At 62.2% G+C, this 14,724-nt stretch carries 9 protein-coding genes; 2 read left to right on the plus strand and 7 right to left on the minus strand.

Features of this window, described 5'->3' with window-relative positions:
* The 4 genes from NKI47_RS33460 to rpsL all read right to left on the minus strand — a co-directional run.
* On the minus strand, positions 1-169 hold a 169-nt coding region (locus NKI47_RS33460; protein WP_352541456.1), incomplete at its 3' end, for a GTP-binding protein.
* Between the two features lie 67 nt (positions 170-236).
* Complete coding sequence (gene fusA / locus NKI47_RS33465; protein ID WP_352595810.1) at positions 237-2,327, minus strand: elongation factor G; 2,091 nt, start codon at positions 2,325-2,327, stop codon at positions 237-239.
* 30 nt (positions 2,328-2,357) lie between these two features.
* Positions 2,358-2,828, minus strand: coding sequence for a 30S ribosomal protein S7 (gene rpsG, locus NKI47_RS33470; protein ID WP_008875664.1), 471 nt, complete (start codon positions 2,826-2,828; stop codon positions 2,358-2,360).
* A gap of 85 nt (positions 2,829-2,913) precedes the next feature.
* Positions 2,914-3,285: a 30S ribosomal protein S12 gene (rpsL, locus tag NKI47_RS33475; protein ID WP_006333356.1), complete on the minus strand. Its 372-nt coding sequence runs from the start codon at positions 3,283-3,285 to the stop codon at positions 2,914-2,916.
* Positions 3,286-3,747: 462 nt separating this feature from the next.
* On the opposite strand from rpsL, the gene NKI47_RS33480 reads away from it, so the two are divergent.
* Both NKI47_RS33480 and NKI47_RS33485 read left to right on the plus strand, forming a co-directional pair.
* The gene (locus NKI47_RS33480) at positions 3,748-4,029 is read left to right on the plus strand and encodes a transcriptional regulator (protein WP_023680447.1); all 282 of its coding nucleotides are present in this window, start codon (positions 3,748-3,750) and stop codon (positions 4,027-4,029) included.
* 123 nt (positions 4,030-4,152) lie between these two features.
* The gene (locus tag NKI47_RS33485; RefSeq protein WP_023680446.1) at positions 4,153-5,082 is read left to right on the plus strand and encodes a Gfo/Idh/MocA family protein; all 930 of its coding nucleotides are present in this window, start codon (positions 4,153-4,155) and stop codon (positions 5,080-5,082) included.
* Between the two features lie 49 nt (positions 5,083-5,131).
* Here NKI47_RS33485 and NKI47_RS33490 read toward each other — a convergent pair whose 3' ends face one another.
* From NKI47_RS33490 to rpoB, 3 genes are all read right to left on the minus strand, one after another.
* On the minus strand, positions 5,132-5,797 hold the full coding sequence (locus tag NKI47_RS33490; protein ID WP_023680445.1) for an O-methyltransferase: 666 nt from the start codon (positions 5,795-5,797) through the stop codon (positions 5,132-5,134).
* Positions 5,798-5,882: 85 nt separating this feature from the next.
* Complete coding sequence (rpoC, locus tag NKI47_RS33495) at positions 5,883-10,079, minus strand: DNA-directed RNA polymerase subunit beta' (RefSeq protein ID WP_352595812.1); 4,197 nt, start codon at positions 10,077-10,079, stop codon at positions 5,883-5,885.
* A 131-nt stretch (positions 10,080-10,210) separates the two neighbouring features.
* Positions 10,211-14,347 carry a DNA-directed RNA polymerase subunit beta gene (rpoB, locus tag NKI47_RS33500; protein ID WP_023680443.1) on the minus strand — a complete coding sequence of 1,379 codons (4,137 nt, stop codon included), beginning with the start codon at positions 14,345-14,347 and terminating at the stop codon, positions 10,211-10,213.
* Positions 14,348-14,724: the final 377 nt, after the last annotated feature.

The raw sequence follows: 14,724 nt of genomic DNA on the forward strand, positions 1-14,724 counted from the left end.
TGATGCCGCGCGCCTTCTCTTCGGGCGCCGCATCGATCTGGTCGTAGCGCTTGTATTCGCCAAAATACTTGGTGATCGCCGCCGTCAGCGACGTCTTGCCATGGTCGACGTGACCAATCGTGCCAATGTTCACATGAGGCTTAGTGCGCTCGAATTTACCTTTTGCCATGTGATCTCTCCATTCCTGCCAGCCCGTGCGGGCCTTGAATTAAGTTACTGATGCAACTCGTTTCGAGTTACGCGTATTTCTTCTGGACTTCCTGGGCGACCGCGGTCGGGACCGGCTCGTAGTGGTCGAACTGCATCGTGTAGGCCGCGCGGCCCTGGCTCATCGAGCGAAGGTTGTCCACGTATTTGAACATGTTGGCGAGCGGCACCATCGCGTTGATGACCACAGCCACGCCACGGGCTTCCTGGCCCTGGATCTGGCCGCGACGGCCGTTCAGGTCGCCGATAACGCTGCCGACGTAATCTTCCGGCGTCACCACTTCGACCTTCATGATCGGCTCGAGCAACTGCACGCCAAGCTTGGGGGCTGCTTCACGGAAGCAGGCGCGGCCGGCGATTTCGAAGGCCAGAACCGACGAGTCCACGTCGTGGTAGGCGCCATCGATCAGCGTCGCCTTGACGCCGATCATCGGGAAGCCGGCGAACGGGCCCGAGGTCATGACGCTGTTGATGCCCTTTTCGACACCGGGGATGTATTCCTTCGGCACAGCGCCGCCGACGATCTTGGTTTCGAACTCGAATTCGCTGCTTTCCGGATTCGGCTCGAACAGTATCTTGACGCGGGCGAACTGGCCGGTACCGCCGGTCTGCTTCTTGTGCGTGTAGTCCTGCTCGTGCTTGCGGGTGATCGTCTCGCGGTAGGCCACCTGCGGCGCGCCGACATTGGCGTCGACCTTGAACTCGCGGCGCATGCGGTCGACGATGATGTCGAGGTGAAGCTCGCCCATGCCGGAAATGATCGTCTGGCCCGATTCCTCGTCGGTCTTGACGCGGAAGGACGGATCCTCGGCGGCCAGGCGGTGAAGGGCGAGACCCATCTTTTCCTGGTCGTTCTTGGTCTTCGGCTCGATGGCGATCTGGATGACCGGATCGGGGAATTCCATGCGCTCGAGGATGACCGGATGCAGCGGATCACTGAGCGTGTCGCCGGTGGTGGTGTCCTTGAGACCAGCGAGGGCGACGATGTCGCCGGCAAACGCCTCTTCCACGTCGGCGCGCGAATTCGCATGCATCTGCAACATGCGGCCGATGCGCTCTTTCTTGCCCTTCACGGTGTTGTCGACCGAGATGCCCTTGGTGAGCTTGCCCGAATAGATGCGGGCAAAGGTGAGCGAACCGACGAACGGGTCGTTCATGATCTTGAAGGCAAGCATCGACAGCGGCTCGTTGTCGTCTGCATGACGCTCGATCTCGGCGTCGGTCTTGGCGTCGACGCCCTTGATGGCCGGGACATCGGCCGGCGACGGCAGATATTCGACGACGGCGTCGAGCAGCGGCTGCACGCCCTTGTTCTTGAAGGCCGAGCCGCAGAACATCGGATAGAACTTCACCGCGATCGTGCCCTTGCGGATGAGCGCACGGATCTCGTCGTTGCTCGGCATCTTGCCTTCGAGGTAATTCTCGAGCGCCGTCTCGTCCATTTCGACGGCGGCCTCGATCATCTTCTCGCGGTATTCTTCGGCACGAGCCTTGAGGTCGGCAGGGATCTCGACGATGTCCCAGGCAGCGCCCAGCGTCTCGTCGCGCCAGACCAGCGCGTTCATCTCGACGAGGTCGACGACACCCTTGAACTCGGTCTCGGCGCCGATCGGCAGCTGCATGACGACGGCATGCGCACCTAGGCGCGAACCGATCATCTCGACCGAGCGGTAAAAGTCGGCGCCGATCTTGTCCATCTTGTTGCAGAAGATCATGCGCGGCACGCGGTACTTGTCAGCCTGACGCCAGACGGTTTCCGTCTGCGGCTCGACACCGGCATTGGCGTCGAGCAGCGCGATGGCGCCGTCAAGCACGCGCAGCGAACGCTCGACCTCAATGGTGAAGTCGACGTGGCCGGGGGTGTCGATGATGTTGAAGCGGTGCATCTTGCCGTCGCGACCCTTCCAGAAGGTCGTGGTCGCGGCGGACGTGATGGTAATGCCGCGCTCCTGCTCCTGCTCCATCCAATCCATGGTGGCAGCGCCGTCGTGGACTTCCCCGATCTTGTGCGACTTGCCCGTGTAATAGAGGACGCGCTCGGTGGTCGTCGTCTTGCCGGCGTCGATATGCGCCATGATACCGAAATTGCGGTAGTCTTCGATTTTATATTCGCGGGCCATGGGAGGTGCCTCTTCAGTCTCGTTCGCGCTTTACCAGCGGTAGTGCGCGAAAGCGCGGTTGGCTTCTGCCATCTTGTGGGTGTCTTCACGCTTCTTGACGGCGGTGCCGCGGTTGTTGGCCGCATCCATCAGCTCGCCGGAGAGGCGGTCGACCATAGTGGTCTCGTTGCGGTTGCGGGCGGCGGCGATCAGCCAGCGGATGGCCAATGCCTGACGGCGCTCGGGGCGCACGTCGACCGGAACCTGGTAGGTGGCGCCGCCGACGCGGCGCGAACGCACTTCCACATGCGGCGCGACATTGTCGAGCGCCTGATGGAAGACGGTGACCGGCTCCTGCTTGGTCTTGGACTGAACCTGGTCGAGCGCGCCGTAGACGATGGTCTCGGCAACCGACTTCTTGCCGTCATACATGACGGCGTTCATGAACTTGGTGACGATCAGATCGCCGAACTTCGGGTCCGGATTGATCTCACGCTTTTCTGCACTGTGACGACGGGACATTTTTTCTCTGCCTCAATTCTACGCGGTGGCCTGGATCCCGGATCGTCGCTTGACGCCGCCCGGAATGACCTTGGCTACGCTTCGGTCACTTCGGACGCTTGGCGCCGTATTTCGAACGGCGCTGCTTGCGGTTCTTCACGCCTTGCGTGTCGAGCACGCCGCGGATGATGTGGTAACGGACGCCCGGAAGATCCTTGACGCGACCGCCGCGGATCATCACCACCGAGTGCTCCTGAAGGTTGTGGCCTTCGCCGGGGATGTAACCGATCACCTCAAAACCATTGGTCAGGCGGATCTTGGCCACCTTGCGCAGCGCCGAGTTCGGCTTCTTCGGCGTCGTGGTGTAGACGCGCGTGCAGACGCCCCGCTTCTGCGGGTTCTGCTGCATGGCCGGGACCTTGTTGCGCTTCACCGGCGCAATGCGCGGCTTGCGGATCAGCTGGTTGACGGTAGGCATTAAACCCTCTTGTCTCTCAATTCCGTGTCTCGCCCGGTCAGGGCCGCTCAAAGCGTCATTTCCATACGCAAATTCGGGCCACAAACCGCGCCTCGCGGTCTTGCCCGAACAAATGGCAGAGGAAGCGGAAGCCGCTTCATGCACGCCGGAAATGTCTTTTCGCTCGTAAAACGAACCCTGTTTGAGGCAAACTCCAAAGCGTGTCGCTTCGGAAGCAAGAGCCTCACATCGGTTCTGACTGGGCGGCTTCTACTCGTATGACCACTGTCCGTCAACCCCGGAGCGGCAAATATTGCGCTGAACCCGAGGCGTGGCAGCCATGCGAAAAGCGCATGTAATTTTCTTGCGCCGTTTTTCAAGAGGAAGCCAGAAAATGACCGGCTTGCGGCTGTTTCCAGGCCGTGCTTCGTGCGAAAAGGCGGCATGAGCAGCCCAAACCCCCTCGCCCGGAGGTACGAACCCGTGAATGACAATGAGGAGCGCCCGGTCACCATTATTACCGGCCGGGTGTGGAAGCGCAAAGGCGGCAAGCCGGAAGGCGTGCATGTGATGCTGGTCGCGCCGGACGACGATTCGGCGGTGCGCCGCGCTCTCGAATCGCTTGCCGCCGAAGGTTATGCCGAGGCCGAGCTCGATCAGATCGGCGACATGGACGGCGTGCCGGACGAGGAGCCGCATCTGTCCGCCTATCAGGGCGCGCTCGAAGGCGAAGTGTCGATCGTGACGTTCGATGTGCCGATCTGAAGAGATCTGAATCGCGGTCGATCTCACGGGCCGGCGACAAAGCCCGGCGACTTGCCCGGCACAAGTTCTCTGCTAAGAAGCGACCTCTGGCAAAACCAAGCACACTCAACCTGCGGAGCTCCCATGTCCTCTAATCCCATCAAGCTCGGCATCGTCGGCGTGGGGAAGATCGTCCGTGACCAGCATCTGCCGGCGCTGGCGAAGGACCAGGATTATCGCCTGGTTGCTGCAGCGAGCCGGCATGGCAAAGTGGAGGACATCCCGAACTTCCCGACGATCGAGGCGATGCTCGACGCAACGCCAGAGCTCAAGGCGGTGTCGCTGTGCATGCCGCCGCAGTTTCGTTACGACGCCGCGCGCTTGGCGCTCACGGCGAAAAAGCATGTCTTCCTGGAAAAGCCGCCCGGCGCCACGGTCAGCGAGGTCGAAGACCTGAAGACGCTGGCGACAGCGAACGGCGTCTGCCTGTTCGCCAGCTGGCACTCGCGCTATGCGCCAGCTGTCGAAGCTGCGCGCGCATTCCTTGGATCGACAACTATCAGGTCGGCCGCTATCAACTGGAAGGAAGACGTGCGCCGCTGGCATCCGAACCAGGAGTGGATCTGGGCTCCCGGCGGTTTTGGCGTCTTCGATCCCGGCATCAACGGGCTGTCGATCGCTACCCACATCCTGCCGCCGATGTTTATCAGCTCGGCAGAACTCGATTTCCCCGAAAACCGCGCGGCCCCGATCGCCGCCCATATCGCTTTCCGCACTTCGAACGGTCTGCCGGTGACGATGGAACTCGACTGGCGTCAGACCGGCCCGCAAAGCTGGGACATCCTGGCCGATACCGAGGCCGGATCGATGGTGCTTTCTGGCGGCGGCTCAAAGCTCGCCATCGATGGCCGCGTCGTTCACGAGGAGCCGGAAGCCGAATATCCGATGCTCTACAAGCGCTTCGCCGAGATCGTGCGCGCCGGCACCTCCGACGTCGATCTCGCGCCCCTGCAGCACGTCGCCGACGCCTTCATGCTGGGCAAGCGCAATGTGGTGGAAGCTTTTTTCGATTGACGAGTGGGCGCCGGCCGGATCGCAGGTCTGGTCGGCGCACCGCACAAAATCAATTGACGATCGCTATTGCAAAGCCGTCATAGCCCTTGGCGCCAACAGTCTGGATCGCGGTGCCTTCCAGACGCTTGTCGCTGCCGATGAACGAGAACGCCGCGCGTGCCCCTTCGACATTGGCGTCGCGACCATCTTCATTCACCACCGCGCCGTCACGGATGACATTGTCGCAGACGATGACGGTCCCCGGCCTCGAAAGACGCATGGCCCAGGACAGATAGTGCGGGTTGTTCGGCTTGTCGGCGTCGATGAAGATAAAGTCGAACGGCCCGGCATTCTCGGCGCCTAAGGCCGCAAGCGATTGAAGCGCCGGTCCGACCCGCAGTTCCACACGGTCAGACACCCCTGCCCGTTCAAAGTTCGACCGCGCGACACTGGCGTGGTGCGGATCAAGCTCGAGCGTCACGACCTTGCCGTCCATCGGCAATGCTCGCGCCATCCAGATTGTTGAGTAGCCGCCCAATGTGCCGATTTCGAGTACCTTCTTTGCTCCCTGCATTCGCGCAAGAAGTGAGAGCAGCTTGCCTTGTGCCGGGGAAACGTCGATAGGCGGCAGGCCCTGATCATGGTTGGCCGCCAGAACGGCATCAAGAGCGGGATCCGCCTCGAAAAGAGCTTCGACAATGTAGTCGTCGACAGAAGCCCAAATCTTCCTGCTCATCGTTTCTTCTCCGATCCGATTGAGGAACCAAAAATGCGAAAAGGGGCCACTTAGGCCCCTTTTCTATCTTCTCTTGCTTGCGCGCTTACTGCGCCGCGTTAACCATGTCGGTCAGCATCGGCTCGGCGACCTCGACGCCGGACGCCTTGCGGCGCTCGTCGATGATCAACTCGTCGCGCGAGGTGGCGATGCGCCGGATCTGGCTCATCGTACCGCCGGTACCGGCCGGGATCAGCCGGCCGACGATGACGTTTTCCTTCAGCCCCTGCAGCATGTCGGTCTTGCCCGCAACCGCAGCTTCGGTCAGCACCCTCGTCGTCTCCTGGAAGGAGGCGGCGGAGATGAAGGACGGCGTCTGCAGCGAGGCCTTGGTGATGCCAAGCAGCACCGGCTGGCCTTCGGCCGGCTTCTTGCCTTCCTCGACCAGGCGCTCATTGACCTCTTCCAGCTCAATCACGTCGACGTGGTCGCCCGGAATGTAGGTCGAATCGCCCTGCGTGGTGATCTCGACCTTCTGCAGCATCTGGCGAACGATCACCTCGATGTGCTTGTCGTTGATCGACACGCCCTGCAGTCGGTAGACCTCCTGGATTTCGTTGACGAGGTAGGAGGCAAGCGCCTCCACGCCCTTGATCGCCAGGATGTCGTGCGGCGCCGGATTGCCGTCGAGGATGTAGTCGCCCTTCTCGATGACGTCGCCGTCCTGGAGATGGAACGGCTTGCCCTTCGGGATCAGGTATTCGACCGGCTCAAGCGTCGAGTCATGCGGCTCGATGATGATGCGGCGCTTGTTCTTGTAGTCGCGGCCGAAGCGGATCGTGCCATCGATCTCGGCGATGATGGCGTGATCCTTCGGACGGCGTGCCTCGAACAGTTCGGCCACACGCGGCAGACCGCCGGTGATGTCCTTGGTCTTGGCGCTTTCCATCGGGATACGCGCCAGCACGTCGCCGGGGCGAACCTGTGCGCCCGGCTCGACCGAAAGAATGGCCTCGACCGAGAGCAGGAAGCGGGCGTCGCCGCCCTTCGACAGCTTGCCGACCTTGCCCTTGGCATCCTGGACGACGATCGCCGGCTTGAGGTCGTTGCCGCGTGGCGTCGAACGCCAGTCGATGACCTCGCGTTTGGTGATGCCGGTCGATTCGTCGGCGGTTTCCTGAACGGAAATGCCATCGACCAGATCCTCGAACGCTACCCTGCCCTCGATTTCGGTGAGGACCGGGCGGGTATAGGGATCCCACTCGGCAATGCGCTGGCCGCGCTTCACCTTGTCGCCATCGTCGACGAAGATACGCGAACCGTAGGTGACGCGGTGCGTGGCGCGTTCCTTGCCGGCCTCGTCGAGGATCAGCACCGCCATGTTGCGGCCCATGACCATCAGCTGGCCGTCGGAGTTGCGCACCACGTTGCGGTTGCGGATCTCGACCTTGCCCTCATAGGAGGCTTCAAGGAACGAGGAATCCACCACCTGCGCCGTGCCGCCCATGTGGAAGGTACGCATGGTGAGCTGGGTGCCCGGCTCGCCGATCGACTGCGCCGCGATGACGCCGACAGCTTCGCCCTGGTTGACGGGAGTGCCGCGGGCCAGATCGCGTCCGTAGCAGACCGCGCAGACGCCGACCCTGACCTCGCAGGTCAGCGCCGAACGGATGCGAACCGACTGCACGCCGGCCTTTTCGATCAGTTCCACGTCACGCTCGTCCATCAGCGTTCCGGCCTTGACCAGAACCTCGCCGGTGACCGGGTGGGTGATGTCGTCGAGCGAGGTGCGGCCGAGAACGCGCTGACCAACCGAAGCGACGACCTGACCGGCATCGACGATCGGCTGCATGGTGAGGCCCTTGTCGGTGCCGCAGTCGAGCGAATTGACGATGCAGTCCTGCGCCACGTCGACAAGACGACGCGTCAGGTAACCCGAGTTCGCCGTCTTCAAGGCGGTGTCGGCCAGCCCCTTGCGGGCGCCGTGGGTCGAGTTGAAGTACTCGAGCACGGTGAGGCCTTCCTTGAAGTTCGAGATGATCGGCGTCTCGATGATTTCACCGCTAGGCTTGGCCATCAGGCCGCGCATGCCGGCGAGCTGGCGCATCTGGGTGGGCGAGCCGCGCGCACCGGAGTGCGACATCATGTAGATCGAGTTCATCGGCTTCTGACGGCCGTTGTCCTCGAACTCGACCGCCTTGATGCGGGCCATCATTTCGTCGGCGACCTTTTCCGAGCACTTGGCCCAGGCGTCGACGACCTTGTTGTACTTCTCGCCCTGGGTGATCAGGCCGTCATTGTACTGCTGCTCGTATTCCTTGGCCAAAGCCTCGGTGTCGGAGACCAGCTTGATCTTGGCGTCCGGGATCAGCATGTCGTCCTTGCCGAACGAAATGCCGGCACGGCAGGCGTGGCTGAAGCCGAGAGCCATGATGCGATCGCAGAAAATGACCGTCTCCTTCTGACCGCAATGGCGGTAGACGGTGTCGATCATCTTGGAGATGTTCTTCTTGGTCATCTCCTGGTTGGCGGTCTCGTAGGGCACGTTGTGATTCTTCGGCAGCAGCTCGCCGATGATCATGCGGCCAGGCGTGGTGTCGTAGATCTTCGACACGACCTTGCCGTCGGCGTCGACCGTGCGGAAGCGCCCCTTGATCTTGGCATGCAGCGTCACCGCCTTGGTCTCGAGCGCGTGCTGGAGTTCGCCCATGTCGGCAAACACCATGCCCTCGCCCGGCTCGTTCTGGTTGACGATCGAGAGATAGTAGAGACCGAGAACCATGTCCTGCGACGGCACGATGATCGGCGCACCGGAAGCCGGGTGCAGGATGTTGTTGGTCGACATCATCAGCACGCGGGCTTCGAGCTGCGCTTCCAGCGACAGCGGCACGTGGACCGCCATCTGGTCGCCGTCGAAGTCGGCGTTGAAGGCCGTGCAGACCAGCGGGTGAAGCTGGATCGCCTTGCCTTCGATCAGGATCGGCTCGAACGCCTGGATACCGAGGCGGTGCAGCGTCGGTGCGCGGTTCAAAAGCACCGGATGCTCGCGGATGACCTCGTCGAGGATATCCCAGACCTCCGGACGCTCCTTCTCGACCAGCTTCTTCGCCTGCTTGACGGTCGAGGAGTAACCCTTGGCGTCGAGACGGGCGTAGATGAAGGGCTTGAACAGCTCGAGCGCCATCTTCTTCGGCAGGCCGCACTGGTGCAGCTTGAGCTCCGGACCGGTGACGATGACCGAGCGGCCGGAATAGTCGACGCGCTTGCCGAGCAGGTTCTGGCGGAACCGGCCCTGCTTGCCCTTCAGCATGTCGGACAGCGACTTCAGCGGACGCTTGTTGGCGCCGGTGATGACGCGGCCACGGCGGCCATTGTCGAACAGCGCATCGACGGCTTCCTGCAGCATGCGCTTTTCATTGCGCACGATGATGCCGGGCGCGCGCAGCTCGATCAGCCGCTTCAAGCGGTTGTTGCGGTTGATGACGCGGCGATAGAGGTCGTTCAGATCCGACGTGGCGAAACGGCCACCGTCCAGCGGGACAAGCGGACGCAGGTCCGGCGGGATCACCGGAACCACCTTCATGATCATCCATTCCGGACGGTTGCCGGACTCCATGAAGTTCTCGACGACCTTGAGCCGCTTCAGGAACTTCTTCTGCTTGAGCTCGGGGGTGGTCGAAGCCAGTTCCGAGCGCAGATCGCCGGCGATCTTCTCGAGGTCCATGCCGGCCAGCAGGTCGTGGATCGCCTCGGCGCCGATCATGGCGGTGAACGAATCCTCGCCATACTCGTCGACGGCCATCATGTACTCTTCCTCGCTGAGCAGCTGGTGCTCCTTCAGCGCGGTGAGGCCGGGTTCGGTAACGATGTAGTTCTCGAAGTAGAGGACCCGCTCGATGTCCTTCAGCGTCATGTCGAGCAGCGTGCCGATGCGCGACGGCAGCGACTTCAGGAACCAGATGTGGGCGACCGGTGCCGCCAGCTCGATATGGCCCATGCGCTCGCGGCGGACGCGCGACAGCGTCACTTCGACGCCGCACTTCTCGCAGATGACGCCCTTGTATTTCATGCGCTTGTACTTGCCGCACAGGCACTCATAGTCCTTGATCGGGCCAAAAATGCGCGCGCAGAACAGGCCGTCACGCTCCGGCTTGAAGGTGCGGTAGTTGATGGTCTCCGGCTTCTTGATCTCGCCGAACGACCAGGACAGAATCTTCTCAGGGCTGGCAAGCGAGATCCGGATGGAATCGAACACCTGCGCAGGCGCCTGGGGATTGAAGAGATTCATGACCTCTTGGTTCATGCCGTTCTCCTTTTCGGGGTCCTCGAAAACCCCTTGCATCTAGCGCGGGCCAAACGCCCGCCGACTTGATCGGCCATCGGCCGAGAATTTGGTGCGTCCGGTCGCGGGAAGACCGCGGCCGGACGTCTTGCTTACTCGGCCGCGTCGGGCAGCCGGATCGGGTTGTCGTCGAGCTTGGTGTTCTCCAGCTCGACATTGAGGCCGAGAGACCGCATTTCCTTGACGAGAACGTTGAAGCTCTCGGGAATGCCGGCCTCGAATGTGTCGTCGCCTCTGACGATCGCCTCGTAGACCTTGGTGCGGCCGGCGACGTCATCCGACTTCACCGTCAGCATCTCCTGCAGCGTGTAGGCGGCGCCGTATGCTTCGAGCGCCCAGACCTCCATCTCGCCGAAGCGCTGGCCACCGAACTGCGCCTTGCCGCCCAGCGGCTGCTGGGTAACGAGCGAGTACGGCCCGATCGAACGCGCGTGGATCTTGTCGTCCACAAGGTGGTGAAGCTTGAGCATATATATATAGCCCATCGTCACTTTGCGATCGAACGGCTCGCCGGTGCGCCCGTCATAGAGCTGCGACTGACCGCTGGTGTGCAGGCCCGCCTGCTCCAGCATGATGTTGATGTCGGCCTCGTGCGCGCCGTCGAACACCGGTGTCGCGATGGAGACGCCGCGGCGCATCTGCTCGCTGAGGCGAACGATGCTCTCGTCGTCATATTCGCGGACCGGCTCGTTGCGGTCGTTGGAAGGCATGAAGCTCTCGAGCGTCTTGCGCAGCGGCTTGATGTCGCCCGCCGTCTTGTACGCGTCGATCAGATCGCCGATCTTCCTGCCCATTCCGGCGCAAGCCCAGCCCAGATGCGTTTCCAGGATCTGGCCGACATTCATGCGGCTCGGCACACCCAGCGGGTTGAGCACGATGTCGGCATGCGTGCCGTCCTCGAGGAAAGGCATATCCTCGACCGGAACGATCCGCGACACGACACCCTTGTTGCCGTGCCGGCCGGCCATCTTGTCGCCGGGCTGCATCTTGCGCTTCACGGCCACGAAGACCTTGACCATCTTCATGACGCCCGGAGGCATTTCGTCGCCGCGCTGCACCTTCTCGACCTTGTCCATGAAGCGCTGCTCGAGCGCCTTCTTGGAATCGTCGTACTGGCCACGCAGGGCTTCCAGTTCGCTCTGGAGCTTTTCGTTCTCCACGGCAAACTGCCACCACTGCGAACGCGGATACTCGTCGAGCGTGTCCTTCGACAGCTTCGAGCCCTTCTTGAAGCCCTTCGGCCCGGCAATCGCTTCCTTGCCGACGAGAACGTCGGAAAGACGCGAATAGACGTTGCGGTCGAGGATCGCCTGCTCGTCGTCGCGGTCCTTGGCGAGGCGTTCGATCTCCTCGCGCTCGATCGCCATGGCGCGCTCGTCCTTCTCGACGCCGTGGCGGTTGAAGACACGCACTTCGACGACGGTGCCGAAGGTTCCCGGAGGCATGCGCATCGAGGTGTCGCGCACGTCCGAGGCCTTTTCACCGAAGATGGCGCGCAGCAGCTTTTCTTCCGGCGTCATCGGGCTTTCGCCCTTCGGCGTGATCTTGCCGACCAGGATGTCGCCCGGCTGCACTTCCGCACCGATGTAGACGATGCCGGCCTCATCGAGGTTCTTCAGCGCTTCTTCCGAGACGTTGGGAATGTCGCGCGTGATCTCCTCCGGCCCCAGCTTGGTGTCGCGGGCCATGACTTCGAACTCCTCGATGTGGATCGAGGTGAAGACGTCGTCGGCGACGATGCGCTCGGACAGGAGGATGGAATCCTCGTAGTTGTAGCCGTTCCACGGCATGAACGCGACCAGCACGTTACGGCCGAGGGCCAGATCGCCGAGCTCGGTCGACGGGCCGTCGGCGATGATGTCGCCCTTGTTGACCCGGTCGCCCATGCGCACCAGCGGACGCTGGTTGATGCAGGTGTTCTGGTTCGAACGCTGGAACTTCATCAGCCGGTAGATGTCGACGCCGGACTTGCCGGGATCGAGATCTTCCGTGGCGCGGATGACGATACGCGTCGCGTCCACCTGGTCGACGATGCCGCCGCGGCGGGCGCCGATGGCGGCGCCCGAGTCACGGGCGACGATCGGCTCCATGCCGGTGCCGACGAACGGCGCTTCGGCGCGCACCAGCGGCACGGCCTGACGCTGCATGTTCGAGCCCATCAGCGCACGGTTGGCGTCATCGTTCTCGAGGAACGGGATCAGGGCCGCGGCCACCGACACCATCTGCTTCGGCGACACATCCATCAGATCAACGTTTTCGCGCGGCGCCATCATCACTTCGCCGGCGTTGCGGCAAATGACGAATTCGTCGACGAAATGACCATTCTTGTCGAGCTCGGCATTGGCCTGCGCGACGTGGTGCTTGGCCTCTTCCATAGCCGAGAGGTAAACGACCTCATTGGTCAGCTTGCCGTTGACGATCTTGCGGTACGGGCTCTCGATGAAGCCGTATTTGTTGACGCGCGCGAAGGTCGCAAGCGAGTTGATCAGGCCGATGTTCGGGCCTTCCGGCGTCTCGATCGGGCAGATGCGGCCGTAATGCGTCGGGTGCACGTCGCGCACTTCGAAACCGGCACGCTCGCGGGTCAGACCGCCCGGTCCAAGCGCCGAAAGACGGCGCTTGTGGGTGATCTCCGAAAGCGGGTTGGTCTGATCCATAAACTGCGACAGCTGCGAGGAACCGAAGAACTCGCGCACGGCGGCAGCCGCCGGCTTGGCGTTGATCAGGTCCTGCGGCATCACCGTGTCGATCTCGATCGAGGACATGCGTTCCTTGATCGCGCGCTCCATGCGCAGCAGGCCGACGCGGTACTGGTTCTCCATCAGCTCGCCGACCGAGCGCACGCGGCGATTGCCGAGATTGTCGATGTCGTCGATCTCGCCCTTGCCGTCGCGCAGTTCGACCAGCGTCTTGACCACGGCCAGGATGTCGTCCTTGCGCAGCACGCGCACGGTGTCCTCGGCCTTGAGCTCGAGGCGCATGTTCATCTTGACGCGGCCGACGGCCGAAAGATCATAGCGCTCGCTGTCGAAGAACAGCGAGTTGAACATGGCTTCGGCGGTCTCGAGCGTCGGCGGCTCGCCGGGGCGCATGACGCGATAGATGTCGAACAGTGCGTCCTGGCGGCTCTCGTTCTTGTCGACGTTGAGCGTGTTGCGGATGTAGGCGCCGACGTTGACGTGGTCGATGTCGAGGACCTTGATCTCATCGTCACCGGTGCCAAGCAGCACTTTCAGCGTCTTTTCGTCGATCTCGTCACCGGCTTCGAGGAAGATCTCGCCGGTCGCGTAGTTGACAATATCCTCGGCAAGGTAGTTGCCGAGCAGATCCTCGTCGGTCGCCTTGATCGCCTTGAGACCCTTTTCGCCAAGTGCCCTGGCCTGGCGGGCGGTGATCTTCTTGCCGGCCTCGACGACGACTTCGCCGGTGTCGGCGTCGACCAGGTCACCAACGGCCTTGAGGCCGCGGAAACGCTCGACGTTGAACGGGATGCGCCAATGGTCGCCGGCGCGCTTGTAGGTGATCTTGTTGTAGAAGGTCGACAGGATCTCTTCGCCGTCCATGCCGAGCGCCATCAGCAGCGACGTCACCGGAATCTTGCGGCGGCGATCGATGCGGGCATGCACGACGTCCTTGCTATCGAACTCGATGTCGAGCCACGAACCGCGATAGGGAATGACGCGCGCGGCAAACAGAAGCTTGCCGGACGAGTGCGACTTGCCCTTGTCATGGTCGAAGAAGACGCCTGGCGAACGGTGCATCTGCGAGACGATGACGCGCTCGGTGCCGTTGACGATGAAGGTGCCGTTCAAGGTCATGAGCGGCATGTCGCCCATGTAGACGTCCTGCTCCTTGATGTCCTTGATCGACTTGGCGCCGGTATCCTCGTCGATATCGAACACGATGAGGCGCAGCGTCACCTTGAGCGGCGCCGCATAGGTCAGGTCGCGCTGCCGGCATTCGTCAACGTCGAATTTCGGTCCCTCGAACTCATACTTCACGAATTCCAGCATCGAGGAGCCGGAAAAATCGGAAATTGGGAAGACCGACTTGAAAACTGCTTGCAGTCCCTCGTCAGGACGCCCACCCTTGGGCTCCTCCACCATCAGGAACTGGTCATAGGATGCCTTCTGAACCTCGATCAGGTTCGGCATCTCCGCAACTTCCGGGATCTTTCCGAAAAACTTGCGTACGCGTCTGCGGCCATTGAAAGTCTGGGTCTGGGCCATCGTCGCTCCTTAGCTCAATTCTCGGGACGAGCCTCGCCGCGGCTCGCCTTGCATCTCGGGCCACCTTGGCGGCCCTGTCTTGTTGCCCGCCGCCTGTCGGCGGCTTCTTGTCTTTTCACCCGCCGCCAATTGGCGGCGGGCCAGAAACGGGAGAAAACCCGTTTCCTGAAGGCCGGTTTGCGGCCCTCAGGAAAGAGGTTTTCGCACTCTTCGCGTTACGCAGCCTCCCTTCGACGCGAAAGGAGTGGCGGACGGCGCGCCCCCCGAAGCCCGGAATCAACGGTTACATACGTATGGCCATTGCCCCGGCAGCTTGCCGCTGGGCCGGGAACTTGTCCGCCGGGGCCTTGGAAACGGCTTCAAAGACCCCCTAAGGG

Origin of the sequence: Mesorhizobium sp. M0633 (genome assembly GCF_040320645.1) — a bacterium.
Classification (GTDB): domain Bacteria; phylum Pseudomonadota; class Alphaproteobacteria; order Rhizobiales; family Rhizobiaceae; genus Mesorhizobium.